General features: G+C 63.7%; 24 protein-coding genes. 17 read left to right on the forward strand and 7 right to left on the reverse strand.

The window, feature by feature from the left end; translation table 11 throughout:
- Nucleotides 1-10 precede the first annotated feature (10 nt).
- The 4 genes from PPGU16_RS01410 (at nt 11) to PPGU16_RS01425 (ending at nt 6,169) form a co-directional block, all read left to right on the forward strand.
- Complete coding sequence (locus PPGU16_RS01410) at nt 11-1,084, forward strand: ABC transporter ATP-binding protein (RefSeq protein ID WP_180721388.1); 1,074 nt, start codon at nt 11-13, stop codon at nt 1,082-1,084.
- Between the two features lie 350 nt (nt 1,085-1,434).
- Nucleotides 1,435-2,715 carry a dicarboxylate/amino acid:cation symporter gene (locus PPGU16_RS01415; RefSeq protein ID WP_180721389.1) on the forward strand — a complete coding sequence of 427 codons (1,281 nt, stop codon included), beginning with the start codon at nt 1,435-1,437 and terminating at the stop codon, nt 2,713-2,715.
- 3 nt (nt 2,716-2,718) lie between these two features.
- The gene (locus PPGU16_RS01420) at nt 2,719-4,782 is read left to right on the forward strand and encodes a sensor histidine kinase (protein WP_180721390.1); all 2,064 of its coding nucleotides are present in this window, start codon (nt 2,719-2,721) and stop codon (nt 4,780-4,782) included.
- Between the two features lie 31 nt (nt 4,783-4,813).
- Nucleotides 4,814-6,169 carry a sigma-54-dependent transcriptional regulator gene (locus tag PPGU16_RS01425; protein WP_180721391.1) on the forward strand — a complete coding sequence of 452 codons (1,356 nt, stop codon included), beginning with the start codon at nt 4,814-4,816 and terminating at the stop codon, nt 6,167-6,169.
- Nucleotides 6,170-6,253: 84 nt separating this feature from the next.
- On the opposite strand, the gene PPGU16_RS01430 is transcribed toward PPGU16_RS01425, so the two are convergent.
- Nucleotides 6,254-6,778, reverse strand: coding sequence for a TlpA disulfide reductase family protein (locus PPGU16_RS01430; RefSeq protein WP_035986852.1), 525 nt, complete (start codon nt 6,776-6,778; stop codon nt 6,254-6,256).
- 195 nt (nt 6,779-6,973) lie between these two features.
- On the opposite strand from PPGU16_RS01430, the gene PPGU16_RS01435 reads away from it, so the two are divergent.
- Nucleotides 6,974-7,570, forward strand: coding sequence for a hypothetical protein (locus PPGU16_RS01435; protein WP_180721392.1), 597 nt, complete (start codon nt 6,974-6,976; stop codon nt 7,568-7,570).
- 333 nt (nt 7,571-7,903) lie between these two features.
- On the opposite strand, the gene PPGU16_RS01440 is transcribed toward PPGU16_RS01435, so the two are convergent.
- Nucleotides 7,904-9,475, reverse strand: coding sequence for a YifB family Mg chelatase-like AAA ATPase (locus tag PPGU16_RS01440; RefSeq protein WP_180721393.1), 1,572 nt, complete (start codon nt 9,473-9,475; stop codon nt 7,904-7,906).
- 100 nt (nt 9,476-9,575) lie between these two features.
- Nucleotides 9,576-9,830 carry an accessory factor UbiK family protein gene (locus PPGU16_RS01445; RefSeq protein WP_007577719.1) on the reverse strand — a complete coding sequence of 85 codons (255 nt, stop codon included), beginning with the start codon at nt 9,828-9,830 and terminating at the stop codon, nt 9,576-9,578.
- A gap of 415 nt (nt 9,831-10,245) precedes the next feature.
- Between PPGU16_RS01445 and PPGU16_RS01450 the strand changes: the two genes are divergently transcribed.
- From PPGU16_RS01450 to ptsP, 7 genes are all read left to right on the forward strand, one after another.
- On the forward strand, nt 10,246-10,584 hold the full coding sequence (locus PPGU16_RS01450; protein ID WP_006048089.1) for a P-II family nitrogen regulator: 339 nt from the start codon (nt 10,246-10,248) through the stop codon (nt 10,582-10,584).
- Between the two features lie 26 nt (nt 10,585-10,610).
- Nucleotides 10,611-12,116, forward strand: a complete 1,506-nt coding sequence (locus PPGU16_RS01455; protein WP_180721394.1) for an ammonium transporter — start codon at nt 10,611-10,613, stop codon at nt 12,114-12,116.
- Nucleotides 12,117-12,393: 277 nt separating this feature from the next.
- A complete protein-coding gene (gshA, locus tag PPGU16_RS01460) occupies nt 12,394-13,683 on the forward strand; it encodes a glutamate--cysteine ligase (protein WP_035986848.1) in 1,290 nt (429 codons plus the stop codon).
- Nucleotides 13,684-13,856: 173 nt separating this feature from the next.
- Nucleotides 13,857-14,813: a glutathione synthase gene (gshB, locus tag PPGU16_RS01465; RefSeq protein WP_180721395.1), complete on the forward strand. Its 957-nt coding sequence runs from the start codon at nt 13,857-13,859 to the stop codon at nt 14,811-14,813.
- A 281-nt stretch (nt 14,814-15,094) separates the two neighbouring features.
- Entirely contained in the window at nt 15,095-15,595 is a 501-nt protein-coding gene (locus PPGU16_RS01470; protein ID WP_180721396.1) for a PTS sugar transporter subunit IIA, read from the forward strand.
- A 65-nt stretch (nt 15,596-15,660) separates the two neighbouring features.
- Complete coding sequence (locus tag PPGU16_RS01475; protein WP_109479355.1) at nt 15,661-15,930, forward strand: HPr family phosphocarrier protein; 270 nt, start codon at nt 15,661-15,663, stop codon at nt 15,928-15,930.
- 216 nt (nt 15,931-16,146) lie between these two features.
- Nucleotides 16,147-17,889, forward strand: a complete 1,743-nt coding sequence (gene ptsP, locus PPGU16_RS01480; RefSeq protein ID WP_180721397.1) for a phosphoenolpyruvate--protein phosphotransferase — start codon at nt 16,147-16,149, stop codon at nt 17,887-17,889.
- Nucleotides 17,890-17,919: 30 nt separating this feature from the next.
- Here ptsP and PPGU16_RS01485 read toward each other — a convergent pair whose 3' ends face one another.
- From PPGU16_RS01485 to gpmA, 3 genes are all read right to left on the reverse strand, one after another.
- Nucleotides 17,920-18,678: a HesA/MoeB/ThiF family protein gene (locus PPGU16_RS01485; protein WP_180721398.1), complete on the reverse strand. Its 759-nt coding sequence runs from the start codon at nt 18,676-18,678 to the stop codon at nt 17,920-17,922.
- Between the two features lie 138 nt (nt 18,679-18,816).
- Nucleotides 18,817-20,415, reverse strand: coding sequence for a S41 family peptidase (locus tag PPGU16_RS01490; protein WP_180721399.1), 1,599 nt, complete (start codon nt 20,413-20,415; stop codon nt 18,817-18,819).
- A 421-nt stretch (nt 20,416-20,836) separates the two neighbouring features.
- Nucleotides 20,837-21,583, reverse strand: a complete 747-nt coding sequence (gpmA, locus tag PPGU16_RS01495; protein WP_180721400.1) for a 2,3-diphosphoglycerate-dependent phosphoglycerate mutase — start codon at nt 21,581-21,583, stop codon at nt 20,837-20,839.
- Nucleotides 21,584-21,735: 152 nt separating this feature from the next.
- Here gpmA and PPGU16_RS01500 point away from each other — a divergent pair, with 152 nt between their 5' ends.
- From PPGU16_RS01500 to PPGU16_RS01520, 5 genes are all read left to right on the forward strand, one after another.
- Complete coding sequence (locus PPGU16_RS01500) at nt 21,736-22,161, forward strand: rhodanese-like domain-containing protein (RefSeq protein ID WP_007577684.1); 426 nt, start codon at nt 21,736-21,738, stop codon at nt 22,159-22,161.
- Nucleotides 22,158-22,421, forward strand: a complete 264-nt coding sequence (grxC, locus tag PPGU16_RS01505; RefSeq protein WP_180721401.1) for a glutaredoxin 3 — start codon at nt 22,158-22,160, stop codon at nt 22,419-22,421. Before PPGU16_RS01500 ends, grxC begins: the two co-directional genes overlap by 4 nt.
- Before the next feature lie 179 nt (nt 22,422-22,600).
- A complete protein-coding gene (gene secB / locus PPGU16_RS01510; RefSeq protein ID WP_007577679.1) occupies nt 22,601-23,071 on the forward strand; it encodes a protein-export chaperone SecB in 471 nt (156 codons plus the stop codon).
- Between the two features lie 21 nt (nt 23,072-23,092).
- The gene (locus PPGU16_RS01515) at nt 23,093-24,091 is read left to right on the forward strand and encodes an NAD(P)H-dependent glycerol-3-phosphate dehydrogenase (protein ID WP_180721402.1); all 999 of its coding nucleotides are present in this window, start codon (nt 23,093-23,095) and stop codon (nt 24,089-24,091) included.
- 148 nt (nt 24,092-24,239) lie between these two features.
- Complete coding sequence (locus PPGU16_RS01520) at nt 24,240-24,791, forward strand: O-acetyl-ADP-ribose deacetylase (RefSeq protein ID WP_180721403.1); 552 nt, start codon at nt 24,240-24,242, stop codon at nt 24,789-24,791.
- On the opposite strand, the gene trmL is transcribed toward PPGU16_RS01520, so the two are convergent.
- Nucleotides 24,764-25,234, reverse strand: a complete 471-nt coding sequence (gene trmL, locus PPGU16_RS01525; RefSeq protein ID WP_180721404.1) for a tRNA (uridine(34)/cytosine(34)/5-carboxymethylaminomethyluridine(34)-2'-O)-methyltransferase TrmL — start codon at nt 25,232-25,234, stop codon at nt 24,764-24,766. The two genes, PPGU16_RS01520 and trmL, sit on opposite strands and share 28 nt — an antisense overlap.
- Nucleotides 25,235-25,248: the final 14 nt, after the last annotated feature.

Here is a 25,248-nt window from a genome sequence, read left to right on the forward strand (position 1 = left end):
AGGCATCGTCATGGCATTTCTTGAAATCGACAGTCTGCACAAGACGTTTGGCGCGAACACGGCGCTGCATCAGTTCGACATGAAGATCGAGCGCGGCGAGTTCATTACCTTTCTTGGGCCGTCGGGCTGCGGCAAGACGACGGTGCTGCGGATGATCGCCGGCTTCGAATCGCCGACGCGCGGCACGATCCGTCTCGACGGCCGTGACGTCACGCATCTGCGCACGCGGCAGCGCAAGGTCGGCATGGTGTTTCAGTCGTATGCGCTGTTTCCGAACATGACGGTCGCGGACAACATCGGCTTCGGGCTGAAGATCGCGCATCGTCCGCAAAGCGAGATCAAGCAGCGCGTCGATGAGATGCTGCAACTGATCAAACTGCCGCATCTGGGCGAGCGGTATCCGTGGCAACTATCGGGCGGCCAGCAGCAGCGCGTCGCGCTGGCGCGCGCGCTCGCGGGCAAGCCGCAAGTGCTGCTGCTCGACGAGCCGCTGTCGGCCCTCGACGCGAAGATCCGCATTTCGCTGCGGCAGGACATTCGCGCGCTGCAGCGCGAACTCGGCATCACGTCGATCTTCGTCACGCACGATCAGGAAGAAGCGCTGTCGATTTCCGATCGCATCGTCGTGATGAACGAAGGCCGGGTCGAGCAGGTCGGCACGCCGCTCGAAATCTACAACTATCCGCGCACGCGTTTCGTTGCGTCGTTCGTCGGTACGCTGAACATCCTGTCCGGGCATGTGGTCGATCCGGCCACGGGCCGCATGGCCGTCGACGGCCAGGAACTGCATACCACGCAGTCGCTGTCCGCCGACGACACCGGCAAGAAACGCATGCTCGCGCTGCGTCCCGAAGCGATCGTGCTGGAACCGCCCGTTGCGGGCCGCAACACGCTGACGGCGACTGTCGAAGAGGTGAGCTTTCTCGGCGCGATCGTGCGCATCCGCACCCGCGTGAAAGACGAAGTGATTTCGCTCGATGTCTTCAACGATCCGAATCGCCGTTTGCCGGAGCGCGGTCAGCCAGTGGCGCTCGGTTTCTCGCACGAGAACCTGCTCGTGCTCGAAGAAGGCGCTCAGGGTTAGCCCTGGGTTTGCTGGATAAGGGCGTTCGGGTTTCCGGACGCCTGGATTCCGGATTTCCGGAAACCCGGAAGTCTGCGCGCATCATCGCGTCAGAATTTTCTTAAAAATCAGCGCACTATGTCTGTTATGCGCGCTGGCATCGACCTTGCAAAAAGAAAGCGAGGCCGCAAAGGCCCGTCAACTACAACGCATGGAGACAACGATGCTCAAGTTCCCGTTCTGGTCCCTCTGATTTCGTCGTCTGTACGCGGCTCTGTCTGCGCGCACGACGCACGTCGATTCGTTCGTCCATGCGATGCGTGGCCAGCCTCCGGTCCACCCAAGCCTTACTCCATTGCAGGAACACCATCGTGAAGAAACCTTTCTATAAAGTCCTCTACGTGCAGGTGATCGTCGCGATCATCATCGGCATTGCACTCGGACACTTCTATCCCGCCCTCGCCACCGACATGAAGCCGCTCGGCGACGGGTTCATCAAGCTCATCAAGATGGTGATCGGCCCGATCATCTTCTGCACCGTGGTGACGGGTATCGCGGGCATGGAAGACATGAAGAAGGTCGGGCGCGTCGGCGGCAAGGCGCTGCTGTACTTCGAAATCGTGTCGACGTTCGCACTCGTGCTCGGCCTCGCGGCCACGCACCTGCTGAAGCCGGGCGTCGGCTTCAACATCGACCCGGCCACGCTCGACGGCAAGGCTGTCGCATCGTACGCCGCGAAGGCGCACGGCCAGACGACCGTCGATTTCTTCATGCACATCATTCCGGACACGCTGTCGTCGGCGTTCGCGCAGGGTGAAATCCTGCAGATCCTGCTGATCGCGCTGCTGTTCGGCGCGGTGCTGGCAACGGCAGGCGACAAGGGCAAGCCGGTGGTGAACTTCATCGAAAGCCTGTCGCACATCCTGTTCGGCATCGTGAAGATCATCACGAAGCTGGCGCCGATCGGCGCGTTCGGCGCGATGGCGTTCACGATCGGCAAGTACGGCATCGGCTCGCTGGTTCCGATGCTCAAGCTGATCGGTACGTTCTATCTGACGTCGATCGTGTTCGTGGTCGTCGTGCTCGGCATCATTGCGCGCATGGTCGGCTTCAACATCCTGCGCTTCGTCGCGTACATCAAGGAAGAAATGCTGATCGTGCTGGGCACGAGCTCGTCGGAAGCCGCACTGCCGCAACTGATGCTGAAGCTCGAAAAGCTCGGCTGCTCGCGCTCGGTGGTGGGCCTCGTCGTGCCGACGGGTTACTCGTTCAATCTCGATGGCACGAACATCTACATGACGATGGCCGTGCTCTTCATCGCGCAGGCAACCAACACCGACCTCTCGTGGGGCCAGCAGTTGACGCTGCTCGCGGTGACGATGCTGACGTCGAAGGGCGCAAGCGGCGTGACGGGCGCAGGCTTCATCACGCTCGCAGCGACGCTCGCCGTCGTGCCGACCATTCCGCTGTCGGGCATGGTGCTGATTCTCGGTATCGACCGCTTCATGAGCGAATGCCGCGCGCTGACGAACATCGTCGGCAACGGCGTGGCGACGATCGTCGTGTCGGCATGGGAAAAGGAACTGGACCGGGCGAAGCTGCGCAGCGAGATGCGCCGCGATGTGTCGGTCAGCGAAGCGGCTGAGGTCTGAGCCATGAAAGCGGCGCCGCGGCAACACGGCGCGGCGCCGCATGTAACGCAGGCGCCGTCCGCGCAGACACAAGCGCGTGCGGCAGCCGAAGCGCTCGACGAGTTCGACGCGTTCGGCGATGAGGAGCGATATGCCACAATAGGCGATCCTCATCGAACGACTCCCGCCATCGTGACGCGCCGCCTGTTGATCCTGTTCGCGCTCGTCGCCGGGCTCGTGGCGGCCTGCGGACTCACGTGGACCATCACGTGGCAGCACGGCATCGATACGCTGCGGCGCAATGCCGCCGTGCGTGCGGACCGCACGACAGCCGCCCTCAAGAGCACGCTCGAACGCTACGAGTCGCTTCCCTATCTGCTCGGCGAACATCCCATCGTGCAGGACGCGCTCGCGTCACCGGATGCGGACAACGTCGCGCGCGCCAATCAATATCTCGAAGACCTCAATCGTCGTGCCCGTGCGAATGTCGCGTACATCGTCACTGCATCGGGCCGCTGCGTCGCGGCGAGCAACTGGAATCAGCCCGACAGCTTCATCGGCCAGGAGTATCTGTTCCGGCCGTATTTCGTCGAGGCGGTGAAGGGCAAGGTCGGGCGCTTCTTCGGCATCGGCACGACTTCGCTCGATCCCGGCTACTACATCTCGCAACCGGTGCGCCGCGACGGCAAGATCGTCGGCGTCGCGGTCGTCAAGCTGAATCTCGAATGGTTCCAGGGCGCGGACGCGTCGGAGCCGCTCATCGTCACGGACGATCATGGCGTGATCTTTCTGTCGTCGGTGCCTGCGTGGAAGTACCACACGGTCAAGCCGCTCACCAGCGACGTGATCGCGTCGATCTTCGACACGCGCCAGTACGCGCGCCAGCCGATCGCGCCGCTGCCGATGTCGGTGGTGCGCACGCTCGAAGGCGGCGCGCAGATCGTGCGCATCGGCGGCGGGCGCAGCGGGAACTATGCGGCGCCGCGTTTTCTGGCGTCTCAGCGCACGCTCGGCGAGCCGGATTGGCGTCTCATCACGATGGCGCCCATCGATCCCGTCAACGCCGACGCGCGTTATGCGACGATCGTGACGGGCTTCGGCTATGTCTCGCTGTGTCTGTTGCTGTTCTACTGGCGCATGCGCCGCGCGCGCGTGCGCGAAGTGATGCGCAGCCGCGCGCTCTTGCAGAAGGCGTATGCGGAACTCAACCAGCGCGTCGCCGAGCGTACGGCTGATCTGTCGCAGGCGAACGAGCAGTTGACGAAGGAAGTGAGCGAGCGCACGCGCGCCGAGCAGGAACTGCGCGCCGCGCACGACGAACTGATTCAGGCGAGCAAGCTCGCCGCACTCGGACAGATGGCGGCGGGCATCACGCACGAGTTGAACCAGCCGCTTGCCGCGTTGCGCGGCTTCTCTGACAACACGCGTGTGTTTCTCGAACGCGGTGATCATGAGTCGGCGAAGGAAAACCTCGAAGCGATCGCCGCGCTCACCGAGCGCATGGGCAAGATAACGAACCAGTTGAAGCTGTTCGTCGGCCGTGCGCGGCCTCGCAATGCGCGTGCAGGCGTGGCGCGCGCGCTGCGCAATGTGCTGGCGCTGCTGCAGAAACGCTTGCAGGGCGTGACGGTCGAGGTATCGTTGATCGACGAAGGCGCGGCACCCGTTCGCTTCAATCTCGACAGCGACGACCCGAAGCTCGTCGCGCATTGCGATGATCTGCGGCTCGAACAGGTGCTGATCAATCTGCTCGGCAACGCGCTCGACGCGGTGGTGGGCACACCCGCGCCGCGCATCGCGATCGACGTGCAAACGTCGCAGGAATCGCTCGCGATCATCGTGAGCGACAATGGTCCCGGCATTCCCGACGACGTGTTGCCGCATCTCTTCGAGCCGTTCTTCACGACGAAGGAAATGGGCCAGGGGCTCGGGTTGGGTCTGGCGATCTGCTCGTCGATTGCACGGGATTGTGGCGGCTCGCTCGTCGCGCGCAACAACGCACAAGGCGGCGCCGAGTTCATGCTGACGCTGCGCCGCGCGCGGGCGCAGGCAACTGATATCGCGGGCTCCGTCACGACGGGCTCGTGATTCAAAGCGTATTCAAGGCGTGGGAAACACAATGAACAAGGGCTTGCAGGTCCTCTACATCGAAGACGACGAACTCGTGCGGCGCGCGAGCGTGCAAAGCCTGCAACTCGCAGGGTTCGAAGTGGTCGGGCATGCGTCGGTGGAATCGGCGGCGAAGCTGATCAACGCGGAGTTTTCCGGCGTGATCGTCAGCGATATTCGCCTGCCCGGCGCAAGCGGCCTCGATCTGCTCGCGCAATGCCGCGAGCGCGCGCCCGACGTGCCCATCATTCTCGTCACGGGTCACGGCGATATTTCGATGGCCGTGCAGGCGATGCGCGATGGCGCATACGACTTCATCGAAAAGCCGTTTCCTTCCGAGCGTCTGATCGAAACGGTGCGCCGCGCGCTGGAGCGTCGCACGCTGGTGCTCGAAAATCTCGCGCTGCGCCGCGAACTGGCGGAACAGGGGACGCTTGCGCCGCGCATCATCGGACGCAGTCTCGCCATCGAGCAGGTGCGCAAGCTGATCGCGAACGTCGCGCCGACGGATGCCTCGGTGCTGATCAACGGCGATACGGGCGCGGGCAAGGAGCTGATCGCACGCAGCCTGCATGAGCTGTCGCCGCGCCGGGACAAGCCGTTTCTCGCGGTGAACTGCGGCGCGCTGCCGGAGCCGATGTTCGAGTCGGAGATGTTCGGCTATGAACCGGGCGCGTTTACGGGCGCGGCGAAGCGGCGCATCGGCAAGCTCGAGCATGCTTCGGGCGGTACGCTGTTTCTCGATGAAATCGAAAGCATGCCGCTCGCGTTGCAGGTCAAGCTGCTGCGCGTGTTGCAGGATGGCGTGCTCGAGCGGCTCGGGTCGAACCAGCCGATACGCGTCGATTGCCGCATCATCGCGGCAGCGAAGGGCGACATGACCGACCATGTTGCGTCCGGCACGTTCCGGCGCGATCTGCTGTACCGGCTCAACGTGGTGACGATCGCGCTGCCGCCGCTGTCCGAACGGCGCGAAGACATCGTGCCGCTGTTCGAGCATTTCCTTCTCGACGCGGCCGTGCGCTATCAGCGTCCCGCGCCGATTCTCACCGACCGTCAACGTACGAACCTGATGCAACGCGAATGGCCCGGCAACGTGCGCGAGTTGCGCAACGCGGCGGATCGCTTCGTGCTCGGCGTCGGCGACGACACGGTCGCGGCGCCCGTCGACGATGCGCTGACGTCGATCACGCAGCCGCTGAAGGAGCGCGTCGAGCAGTTCGAGCGCGCGGTGATCGCCGAAGCGCTGGAGCAGACGGGCGGCGCGGTCGCGGTGGCGGCGGACAGGCTGCAGGTCGGCAAGGCGACGCTCTACGAGAAGATCAAGCGCTATGGCTTGGCGGCGCGTGGGGAAAGCGAGAGGTGAAGCTGGAGTGAGGAACTGCTGACGGCGGGTGCGCTGCGAAGATTCCAGCGCGACGCCCGCCGCAGAAGAGAGACGTTCGGGCGATCAGGTCGTGCCGAGCGCCTTGGCCAGCAACTGGTCGAGTTCCGCGAACTGCGGCTCGCCGACATAGCGCTTCAGCACCTTGCCGTTGCGATCGATCACGAACGTGGTCGGCGTGAGCTGCACGTTGCCGAACTGCTTCGCAGCCGTTCCGTCGTCCATCGCGACCTTGAAAGGCAGACGGCGTGTTTCCGTGTAGTTGGTCACGTACATCGGCGCGTCATAGCTCATCGCGACCGCGACGAACTCGAGCCCCTTGTCCTTGAAGCGGTTGTACGTCTGGACCATCTGCGGCATTTCCTTCATGCAGGTGTCGCAACTCGTCGCCCAGAAGTTGACGAGGTACACCTTGCCTTTCAGATCGGCCGTCGACACTTTCTGGCCGGACAGCAGCGTGAACGTCGCGTCGGGCACGTGCTGCTGGCTGCCGAACGCGAAGTAGCCCGCAACGGCGATCGCGCCTGCGACGACGGCGGCAGCGATATAGCGAATCGGGCTTGAACGCCGGGAAACGTTGGTTTGGCTCATGAACGGACCTCGGGGGAACGCGTGGAACACACGTCTTGAGGCGCTTGGAAGCTGCGAGAACAGCAGCGGAAACGGGCGCCCCGGATACTGTCTCATATTGTACCGGCAATCTTGTGACGCAGTTGGCGGCGCGGTTAAGCCGCGAATAACGTCCGATAATGATGCTTTCCGTCACGCCAATTCATTCGCCGCGTCATGCTCCGTTCCGCTCTCCGTTCGTTCGTCCGCCGTCGCGTTGTGTCGTCTGTCCCCTTCCGTCCGCTGATCGCAAAGGCCGTCGTCGTGCTGTCGGCAGGCTGGCTGCTGGCCGCCTGCTCGCCAACCTACGACTGGCGCACGATCATGAACAACGACAACGGCTACACGGTCGATCTGCCCGCCAAGCCGACCACCGACCAGCGGCAGATCGACATCGGCGGGACGCCGATGAACATGTCGATGCAGATCGCCGAGGCGGATCACGCGGTATTCGCGGTCGGCACCGTGATGCTGCCGAGCGACGATCCGCAGGTGCAGCGCACCGCGCTCGACTATCTGCGCTCGGGCCTCGCGCACAACCTCGGCTCGGCGCCCGACGCCCACGTGACGGCGATTCCGCTCGCAGCAGGCGGCGAGGTCCAGGGGCTGGAAATGACGTTCAGCGGCAAAGCGGGGCCAAAACAGGAAACGCGGATCATGCACGCGCGCCTGGTCGCGAAGGGGCGACATGTATATCAGGCGGCCGTAATTGCGAGCAAGGAACCGCCGCCGGAACAAGTCGAGCAATTCTTCGGATCGTTCAAACTTTACTGATTTGGGGTCATACAGCAGCGCGGCGCGCACCCGTCGGAGTGAATGTCCCTTCGCAAAAAAGTTCGCTAATCTCGCGTTTACACGGGACTTTTTTTGTTACCCACAGGATCTGTGGATAACTTTGTTAGTAACTCTGTGCGGTAGGCCGCAAATGCCCATTGGGCGGGCGGGTTGCCACTTTGCCCTGAATCTTGGCATTTTGAAAAAGCCAATAAAATCAAAGGCATTCGAGAAATGTCTCACAACAGGCTTTCAGTTGTATCAAAATCTGTCGCGCAGGCGAAAATGTGCATAAGTCAAGTCTTGACACGCATTTTTTGTCGCCCGCAGCTTTTACTGCGCGCCGAATGCCCGCCGATACTGGACCGCTTCGGAGACCTGCGCGGCGTTCGGGACATCGTTGCCCGCCAGGTCAGCAATGGTTCTCGCCACTTTCAGCACGCGGTAGTAAGCGCGTGCTGACCAGCCAAAGCGCTCGCCCGCTTCGCGCAGCAGACGCTCGCCCTCGTCGTCGGGCCGGCAGACTGCGTCGACTTCCCGGCCGCTGAGTTCGCGGTTCGTCTTGCCTTGCCGCTGGAGCTGGCGATTGCGCGCGGCTTCGACCCGTTGCGCGATTGGGGCGCTTGGTTCGCCGGAAACCGTCGAGCGAGCCGACAGCTCCGCTGGCGACAGCGCGGGAATCTCGATCTGAATGTCGATACGATCCAGCAGCGGCCCCGACAGCTTGCGCATGTAGCGCGTGGCCACTTCCGGCGTGCAACGGCAGCGCCCGCCTGGATCGCCGCGCCAGCCGCACGGACAGGGGTTCATCGCGGCGATCAACTGGCATGCGGCTGGAAAGTCAGCCTGGAGCGCGGCGCGCGAGATCGTGATGCGGCCGTTTTCCAGCGGTTCGCGCAGATTTTCGAGCACGTGCCGGTCGAATTCAGGGAGTTCATCGAGAAACAGCACGCCGAGATGCGCGAGCGTGATCTCGCCCGGCTGCGGCGGATTCCGTCCGCCGACCAGCGCCGCGGCGCTCGACGAATGGTGAGGTGCGCGAAACGGCCTTTGCCGCCACTGCGCAGGCGTGAATCCAATGGCGCTCGCCGAGAGCAACGCGGCGGATGTCAGCGCTTCGTCGTCTGTCATCGACGGCAAAACGCCGGGCAGGCGCGCTGCGAGCATCGACTTGCCCGCGCCCGGCGGGCCGATCATCAGCATGTGATGGCCGCCCGCTGCCGCCACTTCGAGCGCGCGCCGGGCGCCGCGCTGGCCGATGACGTCGGCCATGTCGGGCGGCGCGGCCCGCAGATTGTCCGATAAGGTCGCCGCCTCGACGGGATAAAGCCGTGCGTCCGCGTCGCCCGCCAGATGCGCGCACAGCGATGGCAGATCCGTCGCGCCATACACGGCGACGCCGGGCACGAGCGCCGCCTCTTTCGCGCTGGCAAGCGGCAAGTAGAGTTCCGGCGTACGGGTGCTCGCGTCTTCCGGCGTACCGGACGAAGCATCGGGGTAGGACTGATGGCCGCGCGCCGTGCCGCACGCCATCGCGAACGCGCCGCGCATCGGACGCAGCGCGCCTGTCAGTGAGAGTTCTCCTGCAAATTCCCGGTGCGCCAGCGACTCGACGGGAATCTGGCCACTCGCGGCCAGAATGCCGAGCGCGATGGGCAAATCGAAACGGCCGGACTCCTTCGGGAGATCGGCGGGCGCCAGATTCACCGTGATGCGACGTACGGGAAAGTCGAGACCGCAATTGAGCAGCGCCGCGCGCACACGCTCGCGGCTTTCGCGCACTTCGAGATCGGGGAGTCCGACGATGGAAAAAGAGGGAAGTCCGTTGGCGAGGTGAACCTCGACGGTAACTTCGGGCGCGCGGCCAGCGGCCGGCGCGCGACTGCGCACCACGGCAAGCGACATGTTGTCTCCCGTCCCGACGCGCCCACGGGGCGCGTTCACCTTAAAGCGCTAATGACGTCACGGGCCGCTTGCCTGTGATGTGCAGATCAGAAGGGCGTGCTCAGGACGATTGGCTGACGGGCAGCTTCTGCTCGAGCTCGGCGACGCGCCGTTCCAGTTCCTCGAGCCGGGCGCGCGTGCGCACGAGCACTTGCGTCTGCGTGTCGAATTCCTCGCGCGTCACCAGGTCGAGCTTCGAAAAGCCTTGCGACAGCATTGCGCGCACATTGCGTTCGACATCTTTGGCCGGCGAGTTTTTGAACAACTCGGAAACCTTGGCCTGAAAGTCATTGAAGACGTCGTTTGGTTGTTTCATTTCATTCCCCTTGATTGCACAAAAAATGTGCATGTGATGTTACGCGCGTGCCTCGTAACACTGAATGATCGTTTCTGGTGCATGCTCCCCGGTCACCCGCTACAACATGGGCGCCTTTGGTGCGCACGCCTGTGGTCCAAGCCTGCAAACACTCTAGCAACGATCCCGATAGCGCGCCAGCGTGCCCGCCCTGAACTGGCCATCCGGACAAGAAAACGCGCAAAGCCTTGTGCCACAAGCGCCGGCGGGAGTCTGCCACAAACATGGCATGGACGTTGCTGTTACTGCCCCGCGCACCGGCGGGACGCCGTCTGGAGAAGCGCCATTGCTAGGGGTTTCGGGGGAGTTGCCGAAAGCAGGGCGCAAGGCAAATGCAAGTCACGCAAACGGGTTGAGTCACTACAGCGAGGATTTCATGAAACTCATTACCGCAATCATCAAGCCTTTCAAGCTCGATGAGGCGCGCGAAGCCCTGTCGGCCATCGGCGTCTCGGGGATCACGGTGACAGAAGTCAAAGGGTTTGGTCGTCAGAAGGGCCACACGGAGTTGTATCGGGGAGCCGAGTACGTCGTCGACTTTCTGCCGAAGGTGAAGATCGAGGCTGCGGTGTCGGACGACATCGTCGACCAGGCGATCGAAGCCCTCGAGCGCGCGGCGCGTACGGGCAAGATCGGCGACGGCAAGATCTTCGTCACGCCGATCGAACAGGTGATTCGGATTCGCACCGGCGAGACCGGCGCGGACGCACTGTAAAAAACAGCGACAAGAGGAAACTGAAGATGCGTAAATTATTGATGTCCCTGCTGATGGCCGGCTCGCTGCTGACGGTCGGCATCGGCGCTGCCCTCGCGGACGACGCGTCGGCTCCCGCCGCGGCTTCCGCCCCGGACACGACGGCGAGCGCGCCGGCTGCGTCGGATGCAGCAGCAGCGCCCGCTGCGAGCGCCCCTGCTGCCGACGCTTCGGCCGCACCCGCCGCCAGCGCGCCCGCTGACGCATCGGCAGCGGCTGCTGCTTCGGATGCCGCACCCGCCGCGCCGACCGCGCCGTTCTCGGTCGACTCATCGAAGATCAGCTCGGGCGATACCGCCTGGATGCTGACCTCCACGGCTCTCGTGCTGTTCATGACGATCCCCGGTCTCGCGCTCTTCTACGCCGGCATGGTCCGCAAGAAGAACGTGCTCGCCACGGTGATGCAGAGCTTCGCGATCACCTGCATCGTGACGGTGATCTGGACCGTGGTCGGCTACAGCCTCGCGTTCACGCCGGGCGGCTCGTTCATCGGCGGCTTCTCGCGCGTGTTCATGTCGGGCATGAACTACATCAAGGGCGACAAGGCCACGACGCTGACCGTCAGCCACCTCGCGCAGACGATCCCGGAATCGGTCTACTTCGTCTATCAGATGACGTTCGCGATCATCACGCCGGCACTGATTACGGGCGCATTCGCCGACCGCATGAAGTTCTCCGCGATGCTGATTTTCATGACGCTGTGGTCGATCATCGTCTACTCGCCGATCGCGCACATGGTCTGGGAACCGACGGGCTGGCTGGCTAGCGCAGGCATCCTCGACTTCGCAGGCGGCACGGTGGTGCACATCAACGCCGGTATCGCAGGTCTGGTCTGCTGTCTCGTGCTCGGCAAGCGCACGGGCTACGGCAAGGACTCGATGGCCCCGCACAACCTCGTGCTGACGATGATCGGTGGTTCGATGCTGTGGGTGGGCTGGTTCGGTTTCAACGCGGGTTCGGCAGTCGCCGCTGACGGCCGTGCCGGTTTCGCGATGATGACGACGCAAGTTGCAACGGCCATGGCCGCACTCGGCTGGATGTTCGCTGAATGGATCGCCAAGGGTAAGCCGTCGGTGCTCGGCATCGTGTCGGGCGCAGTGGCAGGTCTGGTTGCGATTACGCCGGCTTCGGGCTTCGTGGGTGTTGGCGGCGCGCTGGCAATCGGTCTGATCGCAGGCGTGGTGTGCTTCTGGTCGGCAACGTGGCTCAAGCACAAGATGGGCTACGACGACTCGCTCGACGCGTTCGGCGTGCACTGCATCGGCGGTATCGTGGGCGCATTGCTGACGGGCGTGTTCGCGGTCAAGGACATCGGCGGCGCGGACGGCAGCCTGCTGCTGCAAGCCAAGGGTGTCGTCACGACGCTCGTGTACAGCGGCGTGATCAGCTTCATCCTGCTGAAGATCATCGACGTGACGATCGGCCTGCGCGTGACGGAAGAGGAAGAACGCGAAGGTCTGGACGTGATCCTGCACGGCGAACACGTCGAGTAACAGGTCCAGCAAACCCGGATTTCCCCGGCGACGGGGTCACGAAAGGTTGGATAAAGGTACAAGCACAGCGACTTTGGCCCGCCTTCATGGCGGGCTTTTTTCATGCCGCGGCGGATCGCCGCAGCACGCTTCAATCTTGTCTCACAAACAGCAGATTTTCCGGCTATCGTTCCTATAGGGAGAATGCATCCACCCATAACTTGCGAATGGAGAAAGCGCCCCCAAATGGGCAAAGCATTTGCTCTACAATCTTTTTTCTCCAGTCTGCGAGTGATCAATGGTTCCGCATTTAGTCACGGCGTTAAACGGCCCGCTGCTCGATCTCGAGCGGAAGATCCTCGACGCCACGCCCGCCATCGAACGCTGGTTCCGTCTCGAATGGCAGGAGCATACGCCGCCGTTCTATTGCTCGGTCGATCTGCGTAACGCCGGTTTCAAGCTCGCGCCCGTGGATACCAACCTGTTCCCCGGCGCGTTCAACAACCTGCCGCAAGAAACGTTGCCGCTTGCCGTGCAGGCAGCCATGGCGTCGATCGAGAAGATCTGCCCGGACGCGAAGAACCTGCTCGTGATTCCCGAGCGTCACACGCGCAACGCGTTTTACCTGGAGAATGTCGCGCGGCTCGCGACGATCATGCGTCAGGCGGGCCTGAACGTCCGCTTCGGCACGCTCGACGAGAGCATCGTCGGGCCGGTGACGATCGCGCTGTCGGACGGGCAGAAGATCGTGCTGGAGCCGCTGGAGCGCTCGGCGCGCCGGATCGGCCTGAAGAATTTCGATCCCTGCTCGATTCTGCTGAACAACGACCTGTCGGGCGGCATTCCGCCCGTGCTCGAAAATCTGCACGAGCAGTATCTGCTGCCGCCGTTGCATGCGGGCTGGGCCGTGCGCCGCAAGTCCACTCACTTCTCGTGCTACGACGACGTCGCGAAGAAGTTCGCGAAGATGGTCGAGATCGACCCGTGGATGATCAATCCGTATTTCGCGCATGTCGAAGGCGTCGATTTCGAGGCGCGGACGGGCGAGGAAGCGCTGGCCGACGCGATCGACGGCGTGCTCAAGAAGATCGCGAAGAAATATCGCGAGTACGGTATTTCGGAGCGGCCGTATGTCGTCATCAAGTCGGACGCGGGCACCTACGGGATGGGCGTGATGACGGTGCACGACGCGTCGGAAGTGGCCGCGCTCACCAAGCGCGAGCGCACCCGCATGTCGACCACCAAGGAAGGTCTCGACGTGCACGACATGATCGTGCAGGAAGGCGTCTATACGTTCGAGCGCATCGGCGAGGAAGTGGCCGAGCCCGTGGTGTACATGATCGACCGGTATGTGGTGGGCGGCTTCTACCGCGTGCACGGCAGCCGCGAACGCGACCAGAACCTGAACGCACCCGGCATGCATTTCGTGCCGCTCGGCTTCGAGCACACGGCTCTGCCGGATGCGCATGCGAAGCCGGGCGCCGCGCCGCCGAACCGCTTCTACATGTACGGCGTGGTGGGGCGGCTGGGGCTGCTGGCGGCGTCGGTAGAACTGGAAAAGACCGATCCCGAGGCGATCCAGGTCTGACCCTGCCGGCTGCCGCACAGGCACCCTGCAAGCACACGGAGCGCGCTCGCGGTAGGCTGACGCTCCCGCCGCGTCGAACGCGGCAGCATTTGCAGGCGGATGCGCCCTGTCAGCGTGTCCGCCTTACGCTATAACGAACAATGTGTGGCCCGCGAGGGCGCCTCAGGAACTCCATGGACATTCTCTTCATCGCCGACCCGCTTTCCCGCTTCAAGATCTACAAGGATTCGACCTACGCGATGATGGCCGAGGCCGCAAGGCGCGGTCATACGCTGTACGCGTGCGAGCCGCAGCATCTGGCGTGGACGGGTAGCGGCGTCGAGGCGAACGTGTACCGCTTCGAGATCGTCGGCGATCAGGCGGACGGTCATCGCGATGTATGGTACGAAGCGCAACCCGTCGAGCCGCGCGCGCTGCCGAGCTTCGGCGCGGTGCTGATGCGCAAGGATCCGCCGTTCGACATGGAATATGTGACGTCGACGTGGCTGCTTGAACTGGCCGAGCGCGCGGGCGCACGCATCTTCAACAAGCCGCAGGCGATCCGCGATCACTCGGAAAAGATGGCGATCGGCGAGTTTCCGCAATTCGTCGCGCCCACGCTGGTCACGCGCGATCCGGCGCGTCTGCGTGCTTTCCACGCCGAACACGGCGACGTGATCCTCAAGCCGCTCGACGGCATGGGCGGCATGGGCGTGTTCCGCGTGAAGGCGGACGGCATGAATCTCGGCTCGATCGTCGAGATGCTGAGCCACGACGGCGCGCGTTCGGTGATGGCGCAGAAGTTCATCCCCGAGATCAAGACGGGCGACAAGCGCATTCTGCTGATCGGCGGTGAACCGGTGCCGTATTCGCTCGCGCGCATTCCGCAGGGCAACGAGGTGCGCGGCAACCTCGCGGCGGGCGGCCTGGGTGTGGCGCAGCCGTTGACGGCGCGCGACCGCGAGATCGCCGAAACGCTCGGGCCGGTGCTGAAGGCGCGCGGCCTGCTGCTGGTCGGACTGGATGCGATCGGCGACTGGCTGACGGAAGTGAACGTGACGAGCCCGACCTGTTTCCGCGAGATCATGGATCAGACGGGTTTCGATGTAGCGGCAATGTTCATCGACGCGCTAGAGACAGCCGTCGGTTGAAGCGGCGCGGGTGCGCCGCCATGTTCTGCTTAGGAATTTGCGCTGTCTGCCAGCCAAGCGAGAAAAGGCCGAAAGCGCGAAAATGAGGCTGTTACAATGCCCGCTCCCCTGAAAGCGGCCCGCGAGGGCCCACGCGATCCGGCCCCTTGGCGACCGGTTCTCAGGCGAGTTCGATGGCCTGTTTTTCCTCTTCACCGCGTCTGCGCCGTTGTTTTGGCTGCCAGACAGTGGAACGGATACACGGCCGCGATTTTCGGGCGGTTCTCTGTAGCAAGGCTGACATGGCAGGCATTCTGATCATTGCGCACGCTCCCTTCGCCTCCGCGCTTCGCGAGTGTGTCTCTCACATTTACGGCGGCTTGCCCGCCCGCATCGGCGTCATCGACGTATCGGCGGATTGCGATCCCGCCCAGGTCGTGGCGTTCGCGCATGCGGAGGTCGACAGGCTTAGGGAAGAAAACGGCGCGCTGGTGCTGACGGACATGTTCGGCGCGACGCCGGCGAACATCGCGGGCCGGCTCGCGTCGATCCCGGATGTGCGCGTGCTGGCAGGCGTGAATCTGCCGATGCTCGTGCGCGCGGTCTGCTATCGCGCGACGCCGCTCGACGTGCTCGTCGACAAGGCGCTGGCAGGCGCGACCAAAGGTGTTCATGCCGTCGGCCCGGCGGCGCTGGCAACGGCGAACGCGGACGGCTGCATTCCCGCGTCGCCTGCGGATAAAGTGCTTGCGGAAACCTGTAAGGCGAGCGCGGAGACTAGCTGCAACCGGAACGACGCATGAGCGTCGCGCGACAGATTTCTGTTTTACCTCGATAACATCAACACACCAGCGCATCGGACCAACACATGCTGCAACAGGAAACGACTATCGTGAACAAGCTGGGGCTGCACGCACGCGCGTCGGCCAAACTCACGCAACTCGCCGCTAACTTTCAGTCAGAAATCTGGATGAGCCGCAACGGTCGGCGGATCAACGCGAAGAGCATCATGGGCGTGATGATGCTGGCGGCGGGGATCGGCAGCACGGTGGTGATCGAAACGGAAGGCGCCGACGAGAAAGATGCAATGGACGCGCTGCTCAAACTGATCGCCGACAAATTCGGCGAAGGACAATAAAAAATCCGCTGCTGCATTCGTTCTGCATGAAGACGCCGCGCGATGTCGCGGCGTTTTCTTTTGGTCCGCCGGATTGCACGCCGGCACGCGGCTGACTGCGACATTCGATGCTGCGCTGCACAGCAACGATATGCGGTACGGAATTTATAATGACCGTCGGGGTCTGAGAGCATTGCAGCGGTTTGCCGCGGCATCACACAACTAGAGGAGGTGCGCGTGTCGTTCACGCTGCATGGAATTCCCGTGTCACGCGGTATCGCCATCGGGCGGGCATATCTGATCGCCCCGGCTGCACTGGACGTCGACCACTATCTGATCGAGCCCACCCGGATCGAGGGCGAGGTGGAGCGTTTCCGCACGGCCCAGGCGCTCGTGCATCAGGAGCTCGACGAGCTGCGCGCCGATCTCTCCGCCGACGCGCCCTCCGAAATGGGCGCTTTCATCGACGTACACACCATGATCCTGAACGACGCGATGCTCGTTCAGGAAACCATCGACCTGATCCGCACGCGCCGCTACAACGTGGAGTGGGCGCTGACGGAACAGCTCGAACGCCTCACGCGTCATTTCGACGAAGTGGAAGACGAATACCTGCGCGAGCGCAAGGCCGATATCGAGCAGGTAGTCGAGCGCGTGCTGAAGGCGCTCGCGGGTGCGACGGGCGGCCTCGTCAACGGCATTCACGGACGCTGCGACGAAATGATCGTGGTCGCGCACGACATCGCGCCCGCCGACATGATGCAGTTCAAGGGGCAAACCTTCCAGGGCTTCGTCACGGATCTGGGCGGCCGCACGTCGCACACGGCGATCGTCGCGCGCAGCCTCGGCATTCCCGCGACGGTCGGCGTACAGCATGCGAGCGCGCTGATCCGTCAGGACGACCTCATCATCGTCGACGGCGACCACGGCATCGTGATCGTCGATCCGGCGCCGATCGTGCTCGAAGAGTATTCGTACCGGCAGAGCGAGAAGGCGCTGGAGGCGCGCAAGCTGCAGCGCCTGAAATTCTCGCCCACCCAAACGGTGTGCGGCACGCGCATCGACCTGTGCGCGAACATCGAGCTGCCCGACGACGCGCAGGCCGCGCTCGACGCGGGCGCAACGGGCATTGGCCTGTTCCGCACCGAGTTCCTGTTCATGAACCAGAAGGGCGGGATGCCGGAAGAGGAAGAGCAGTTCGCCGCGTACAAGCGCGCCGTCGAGCTGATGAACGGCATGCCCGTGACGATCCGCACGATCGACGTCGGCGCTGACAAGCCGCTCGATTCGATCGGCGACGAGTTCGAGACGGCGCCCAACCCGGCGCTGGGCTTGCGCGCGATCCGCTATAGCCTGTCCGAGCCGCACATGTTCCTCACGCAGTTGCGCGCCATCTTGCGCGCGTCGGCGTTCGGTACGGTGAAGATCCTGATTCCGATGCTCGCGCATGCGCGCGAGATCGACCAGACGCTCGACCTGATCCAGGAAGCCAAGCGTCAACTCGACGACGCGGGCCTCGCCTACGATCCGAACGTGCGCGTCGGCGCAATGATCGAGATTCCGGCGGCGGCGATCGCGTTGCCGCTATTCCTGAAGCGGCTCGATTTCCTGTCGATCGGTACGAACGACCTGATCCAGTACACGCTCGCAATCGATCGTGCCGACAACGCGGTCGCGCATCTGTACGATCCGCTGCATCCAGCGGTGCTGCATCTGATCGCGTTCACGCTGCGCGAGGCGAAGCGGGCGGGCGTGCCGGTGTCGATCTGCGGGGAAATGGCGGGCGATCCGACGCTCACGCGTTTGCTGCTCGGCATGGGGCTGACGGAGTTCTCGATGCATCCGAGCCAGGTGCTGCTCGTGAAGCAGGAGGTGCTGCGCGCGCACCTGAAGACGCTGGAAAAACCGGTTGCGGATGTGCTTGCGGCGTTCGAGCCGGAAGAGGTGCAATCGGCGCTGGATCGTATCGCGCAGGCCTGACGCGCTGTCCCTCTCAGCGGGCGGTGAGATTTACGAACGATGCCGCTCGCCGCACACCGGGCAATCCGGCTGGCGCGCGATGCGCATCGTGTTCCACTCCATCCTTAGCGAATCGAGCATCATCAGGCGGCCGACCAGCGGCTCGCCGATGCCCGCGATCACCCGCAGCGCTTCCGCCGCCTGCATCGCACCGATGATGCCGACCGTCGGCGCGAACACGCCCATCGTCGAGCACGCCACTTCCTCGAAGGGCTGGTCTTCCGGAAATACGCACGCGTAGCACGGCGATTCTTCGCTGCGGAAATCGAACGTACTGATCTGGCCATCGAAGCGCAGCGCCGCCCCCGATACGAGCGGCACGCCGTGCTTTACACAGGCGCGGTTGATCGCATGACGCGTCGCGAAGTTGTCCGTGCAGTCGAGCACGACGGTCGCGTGCGGCACGCTACCGTCCAGCCACGCATCGTCGACGCGTTCGGCCACTGCATTCACGATGACATCCGGGTTCAGTTGCGCGATCGCGTCGCGTCCCGATTCGACCTTCAACCGGCCAACCGACTTCGTCACATGCAGGATCTGCCGCTGCAGATTGGTGAGATCGACGGTATCGGCATCGACTAGGGTCAGCTTGCCGACGCCCGCCGCCGCCAGATACATCGCCGCTGGCGAGCCGAGACCACCCGCGCCGACCACAATGGCATGTGCGTCGAGAAAGCGTTGCTGAGCCTCGATGCCGAGTTCATCGACGAGGATGTGACGGGAGTAGCGCAGGAGTTGATCGTCGTTCATGGCGGGGCGCGGCGTATGTCGTGGGTGTCGCGCTGGCTGCGGAGAGATACGGCGCGAAGTTCTCGTTATTCTAATCGCGCGGGGGAAAGTGTCTTCGCGGCCATGTGGGCCGCGAAGACACTCGGTCAGATCAGACGCTTACTTGGTCGGTGCAGCCGGTTGCGAAGCAGGCTGCGTCGCCGAAGCGGGCACAGCGGGGTTCGACGCCGTCGGCGTAGCCGGCAGCGCGGGCTTCACAGCGACGGGCGCCGAAGCCGATTGCGCCGGCTTGTTCTGCGCGAGACGCCGTTCCATCAGCGACTTCGACTCTTGCACCGGCTTGCCTTCGAGCTTGTTCAGACCTTGTTGCAGCATGAAGTCGTCGTTGGAACCGAACTCGACCGGCTTGCGGTCGCGATCCTTCTGCTTCTGTTCCGGCGTCTTCTTGTCATTCTGCTCTTCGAGCAGACGCAACTGGTCCATGCGCTCCTGTTCACGCTGTTCCTGTTCCTTCTTCTCGTTCGGGTCTTGCGTGTTCGCAAGGTGATTCGAGTAGTCGACTTCGCGCGTGACGAGTGCGTCGTCCGGATCGCCGTCTGCGTATTGATCCACGGCGACGTCGGGACGGATGCCCTTGTTCTGGATCGAGCGACCGCTCGGCGTGTAGTAGTAGGCGGTGGTCAGACGCAGCGCCGAATCAGCCGTCATCGGGCGCACGGTCTGCACCGAGCCCTTGCCGAACGTCGTCTTGCCGACGATCAGCGCGCGATGCTGATCCTGCAGCGCGCCCGCGACGATTTCCGACGCCGACGCCGAGTAGGCGTTGGTCAGCACGATCATCGGCACGGTCTTGAAGATGGGCGGCAGGTTCTTCAGCGGATCGCTGTCGAACGACGGCAGACGATAGTTGTCGTAGGTGTCGCGATAGACCTGCTTCGAATCCGGAATCTGACCGTTGGTCGACACGACGACGGAATCCGGCGGCAGGAACGCGCCCGCGACGCCAACCGCGCTTTGCAGCAGGCCGCCGCCGTTGTTGCGCAGGTCGAGGATCAGGCCCTTCAGGTTCGGCTGCTGGCGCGCGATGTCCTGCAGCTTGGCTGCGAGGTCGGGCACCGTGCGTTCCTGGAAGCTCGTGATGCGGACATAGGCGTAGCCCGGCGCGAGAACCTTCGCCTTCACGCTCTGGACCTTGATGATCGCGCGCGTGACGGTCAGCGGGAAGGTGCGGTCGTCGGTCTTGCGGAAGATGGTCAGCGTGACCTTGGTGCCCGGGTCGCCGCGCATCTGCTTGACGGCTTTGTCCAGCGTCATGCCGCGCACGGGCTTGTCGTTGATGCGGGTGATCAGGTCGCCCGGACGGATGCCGGCGCGGAACGCGGGCGTGTCTTCGATGGGCGAGATGACCTTGATGAGGCCGTCTTCCTGCGAAATTTCGATGCCGAGGCCCGCGAAGCGACCCTTGGTCTGCTCCTGCAGTTCTTCGTAGTCGGTCTTGTCGAGATAGGACGAGTGCGGGTCGAGGCTCGACACCATGCCCTTGATCGCGGCCGTCAGCAGCTTCTTGTCGTCGACTGGCTCCACATACTCATGCTTGATTTGCCCGAAGACTTCGGCGAAGAGCCGCAACTGGTCGAGCGGCAAGGGCGCGGTCGCCGATGCAGGTTGCTGGGCCGAGGCGCTGAGTTGCAGGGTTGCAAAAACGCCGGTAGCCAGGCCCGCGGCGATAAGGCCGATATTTTTCAGGTTCTTTCGCATAGAGTGTGTTGCGGTCGGAAGCGCGTGGCAGCGTCAAAGGAAAAAGGACGGACAAGTATAACGTGACGCTTGCACGGCCTGTACGTGTGGGTAATCGGGTTTCGACAACGGCTGTGCTGCGAGGTTCTAAGGATCGCTGCCGTGACACGCTGGGACTGTGCGCTGGCGGACGCCCGTAACGCCAAAAGTGCCACCACGCATGGGCTGAATGGCTGATTTCGTTGCGTGTGCATCGGTATGGATTGCGCGCGTGCGGGGATCGAAGCGCAGCCTCTGACCATCACGCTTCGACGCATGATGGCGCCAGCATGGCGGATACATGGCAATGCTGTCAGCCAGCCGCGCACCGCACGCGCCAAGCGCGTATGCGCGTGACCCGCCGCGGCATGGCGGCGGGTCACGATCATTGGACTGATGTTGATCAGCCTGCCTTACCCTGCTTCGCGACAGCGGCCTGCGCCTTCGCGATCGCTTCCTGGTCGCCGAGGTAGTAGTGCTTGATCGGCTTCAGGTCTTCGTCCAGTTCATAGACGAGGGGCACACCGTTCGGGATGTTCAGCCCGACGATGTCGTTATCGGAAATGTTGTCCAGATACTTGACCAGCGCGCGGATGGAATTGCCGTGCGCGGCGATCAGCACCTTGCGGCCCGACTTGATCGCGGGCGCGATCGACTCGTTCCAGATGGGCATGACGCGCGCGACGGTGTCCTTCAGGCATTCCGTCAGCGGCAGCTGCTCGCGCGGCACCTTCGCGTAGCGCGGGTCGTCGTACGACGTGCGCGAATCGGTCGGCTCGAGCGCGGGCGGCGGCGTGTCGTAGCTGCGGCGCCAGACCAGCACCTGCTCGTCGCCGAACTTGGCGGCCGTCTCGGCCTTGTTCAGGCCCGACAGCGCGCCGTAGTGGCGCTCGTTGAGGCGCCACGAGTGCACGACGGGCAGGTACATCAGGTCCATCTTGTCCTGCACGTGCCACAGCGTGCGGATCGCGCGCTTGAGCACCGAGGTGTAGGCGATGTCGAACGAATAGCCCGAGTCCTTGAGCAGCGTGCCTGCCTGCTGCGCTTCGAGGTTGCCCTGTTCGGTCAGGTCGACGTCGACCCAGCCCGTGAAGCGGTTTTCCTTGTTCCACGTCGATTCGCCGTGGCGGATGAGAACGAGTTTGTACATGTCGTTGCCGGTCGGTAGTGAGGAAGCGGGAATCGGGGCGGTACCGCAGCCTTCAGCTGGCGGTCGCCATCGCGTCAGACGGTTATTTTATAATGGTCGGATTGCCCTTTCCGATTTATCCCGATTTCTTCTCTTTTTCCGGCGGATCTTCCGTGAAGTTTTTCACCGATTACACCAACCTTGTACTGATCGCTGTCGCCCTCATCTCTGGGGCGTTGCTCCTGTGGCCGTCGATTTCCCGGCGCGGACGCGGCGGCCTGTCGGCGGCTGCCGCCACCCAGCTGATCAATCGGCGCAACGCCGTGGTCGTCGACCTGCGCTCGGCGGCGGAATACGCCGGCGGGCATCTGCCGTCGGCGCGCCACGTCGAATTTGGCGAGTTGCAAGCGAAAGTCGCCCAACTCGTGAAAAATAAGAGCAACCCGGTGCTGCTCGTTTGCCAGAACGGACAGCAGTCGAACAAGGCGGCACGTATTGTGCGCGACGCAGGCTATGCGGAAGTGCACGTGCTGGAAGGCGGCGTCAACGCCTGGCAGCAGGCGGGCATGCCCGTCGTCAAACAAGGAGTTGCGAAGTGAACAAAGTGATCATGTACAGCACGCAGGTGTGCCCGTATTGCCAGATGGCCGAACGTCTACTAAAGTCGCGCGGCGTCGATCACGTCGAAAAGGTGCTGATCGACAAGGATCCGGCGCGCCGTCAGGAAATGATGTCGCGTACGGGCCGTCGCACGGTGCCGCAGGTGTACATCGGCGACACGCACGTCGGCGGCTACGACGATCTGTCCGCGCTCGATCGCGCGGGCGGTCTGACGCCGTTGCTGGAAGCCGTCGCCTGAGGTTGGGCTGAGGTTTTGCCTGCGAGTCGCGCCGGTTGTGCCGGCGGCGGCGCGCGGCAGCGAAAAAACAAGGCCGGGTTTGCACCGGCCGGCTGGATGCCGCCTTTCGGGGCGGCCCGCTTTGTAAAGAGATCTGGCGGCGTTCGTCCGCCGCAACGAAATTTAGGGAGTAGAGACTCATGTCCGACGAGAACAACCAGCCGTTCTTCAATATCCAGCGCATCTACCTGAAGGACATGTCGCTCGAGCAGCCGAATTCGCCGGCTATTTTCCTCGAGCAGGAAATGCCGTCGGTCGAAGTCGAAGTCGACGTGAAGGCCGAGCGCCTCGCGGACACGGTGTTCGAGATTCTCGTCACGGGCACCGTGACGGCCAAGGTCAGCGACAAGGTCGCGTTCCTGATCGAAGCCAAGCAGGCAGGCATTTTCGACATCCGCAACATCCCGGCTGAGCAGATCGATCCGCTCGTCGGCATTGCGTGCCCGACCATCCTGTTCCCGTACCTGCGTTCGAACATCGCCGACGCGATCACCCGCGCAGGCTTCCCGCCCATCCACCTCGCCGAAATCAACTTCCAGGCACTGTACGAGCAACGTCTCGCGCAGATCGCCACGCAGGAAACCGGCGCGGGCAGCGCTGCGCATCACTGACGCGCGCAGGCGGTGCCGGGTATGAAGGTCGCCGTTCTCGGCGCCGGTGCATGGGGCACCGCACTCGCCGGCCATCTGGCCGCGCGGCACGATACGGTGCTCTGGGCGCGCGACGCCGCGCTCATCGCCGAACTCTCCACTTCGCATGAAAACGCCCGCTATCTGGCGGGCGTTGCGTTGCCGTCCGCGCTGCGCTTCGAAGCGAATCTCGATCTCGCGCTAGATCACGCACTCGCCGACGACGCGTTGTGCGTGGTCGCGACACCCGTCGCGGGCTTGCGCGCGATGCTGCGCACCATGCGCGACATGGGCAAGGTGCCGGCGCACATCGTGTGGCTCTGCAAGGGTTTCGAGGCGGACACGCAACTGCTGCCGAATCAGGTCGTTACGCAGGAGTTGAGTGGACACGCGAGCAACGGCACGCTGTCGGGGCCGAGCTTCGCACGAGAAGTGGGGCAGGGGCTGCCCGTCGCGCTGACGGTGGCGAGCGCATCGGCCGCATGCCGTGAGCGGACTGTCGCCGCGTTCCATCACGGCGCAATGCGCATCTATAGCGGCGACGACGTAGTCGGTGTCGAAGTGGGCGGCGCGGTGAAGAACGTGCTGGCCATTGCTACGGGTATCGCCGATGGCCTCGGTCTCGGGCTGAACGCACGCGCGGCGCTGATCACACGCGGTCTTGCCGAAATGTCGCGCCTCGGCGCGGCGCTGGGCGGCCGGGCGGAAACGTTCACGGGCCTCACGGGTCTGGGCGATCTGATTCTGACCGCAACGGGTGATCTGTCGCGCAACCGCACGGTCGGCATGCAGCTCGCCAGCGGCCGCTCGCTCGACGATATTCTCAACGCGCTCGGGCATGTCGCCGAGGGCGTGCGCTGCGCGCGCGGCGTGCTGGCGATCGCGCAGTCGCGCGGGATCGAAATGCCGATCACCGAGGCCGTTTGCGACGTGCTGTTCAACAACGTCGCGCCACGGGATGCCGTCAGCGCGCTCCTGCGCCGGGACGCGAAGGCCGAATAAAAGCCGTTGTCCGAAGCGGGCCTCGCGGCCCGCAGCCCATTGCAGCAAATTGCCTGAAGGTCTTTTACACAGCCGGTAATGGCCAACGCCGAACGGCTCGTTTCATTTGCTGTCCACCTCCTATCGCATCGAATCTGGAGGTTTTCCCATGCTCACCATTGGCCATTGCTCATTCGAGGCGCGCGTCGTCGACATCACGACGCTCGACGTCGACGCAATCGTCAACGCGGCGAACACATCATTGCTGGGCGGCGGCGGCGTGGACGGCGCGATTCATCGCGCGGCGGGACCGGCCCTGCTGCGCGAATGCGAAACGCTGGGCGGTTGCGTGACGGGCGACGCGAAGATCACGGGCGGCCACCGGCTGAAGGCGCGTCACGTGATTCATGCCGTCGGTCCCGTATGGCACGGCGGCGAGCGGGGCGAGGCGAAATTGCTGGCTGCGTGCTACCGACGCTCGCTGGAACTGGCGCGCGACGCCAACGCGAAAACCATCGCGTTTCCGGCGATCAGCTGCGGCGTGTACCGTTTCCCGGCCGACGACGCGGTGCGTATCGCCATTCAAACGGTCATCGACACGCTGCCGCAAACGCCTTCCATCGAGCAAGTGATCTTTGCCTGCTTCGACGAAGCGATGCACGCGCGCTACAAGGCCGAACTCGAACGATGCCTTCAGGCGCCGCCTTCGAAGCCCGCCTGACGCCACGCCTCGAACACGACCACGGCGACCGTGTTCGACAGGTTCAGGCTGCGATTGTCCGGGCGCATCGGCAAGCGCACGCGCTGTTCGGGCGGGAAGCGGCTCAACACGGCGTCCGGCAGGCCGCGCGTTTCCGCGCCGAACACGAACCAGTCGCCGGGCAGAAACGCGTGCGAGTGAAACGGGCTGGAGCCGCGCGTCGTGAACGCGAACATGCGTGAGAAGTCGGGCGCTTCGCTGTCGATCAGCGCGTCCCAATTGGGATGCACGCGCATCTGCGCGTACTCGTGATAGTCGAGGCCGGCGCGGCGCATTCTGGCGTCGTCGAGCGGAAAGCCGAGCGGCTCGATCAGATGCAGGCGCGCGCCCGTGTTCGCGCACAGGCGGATCACGTTGCCGGTGTTCGGCGGAATTTCAGGTTCGACGAGAACGACGTTGAACATATCAAGGTGAGTCG

The organism is Paraburkholderia largidicola (genome assembly GCF_013426895.1).
In the GTDB taxonomy this organism is placed as follows: Bacteria; Pseudomonadota; Gammaproteobacteria; order Burkholderiales; family Burkholderiaceae; genus Paraburkholderia; species Paraburkholderia largidicola.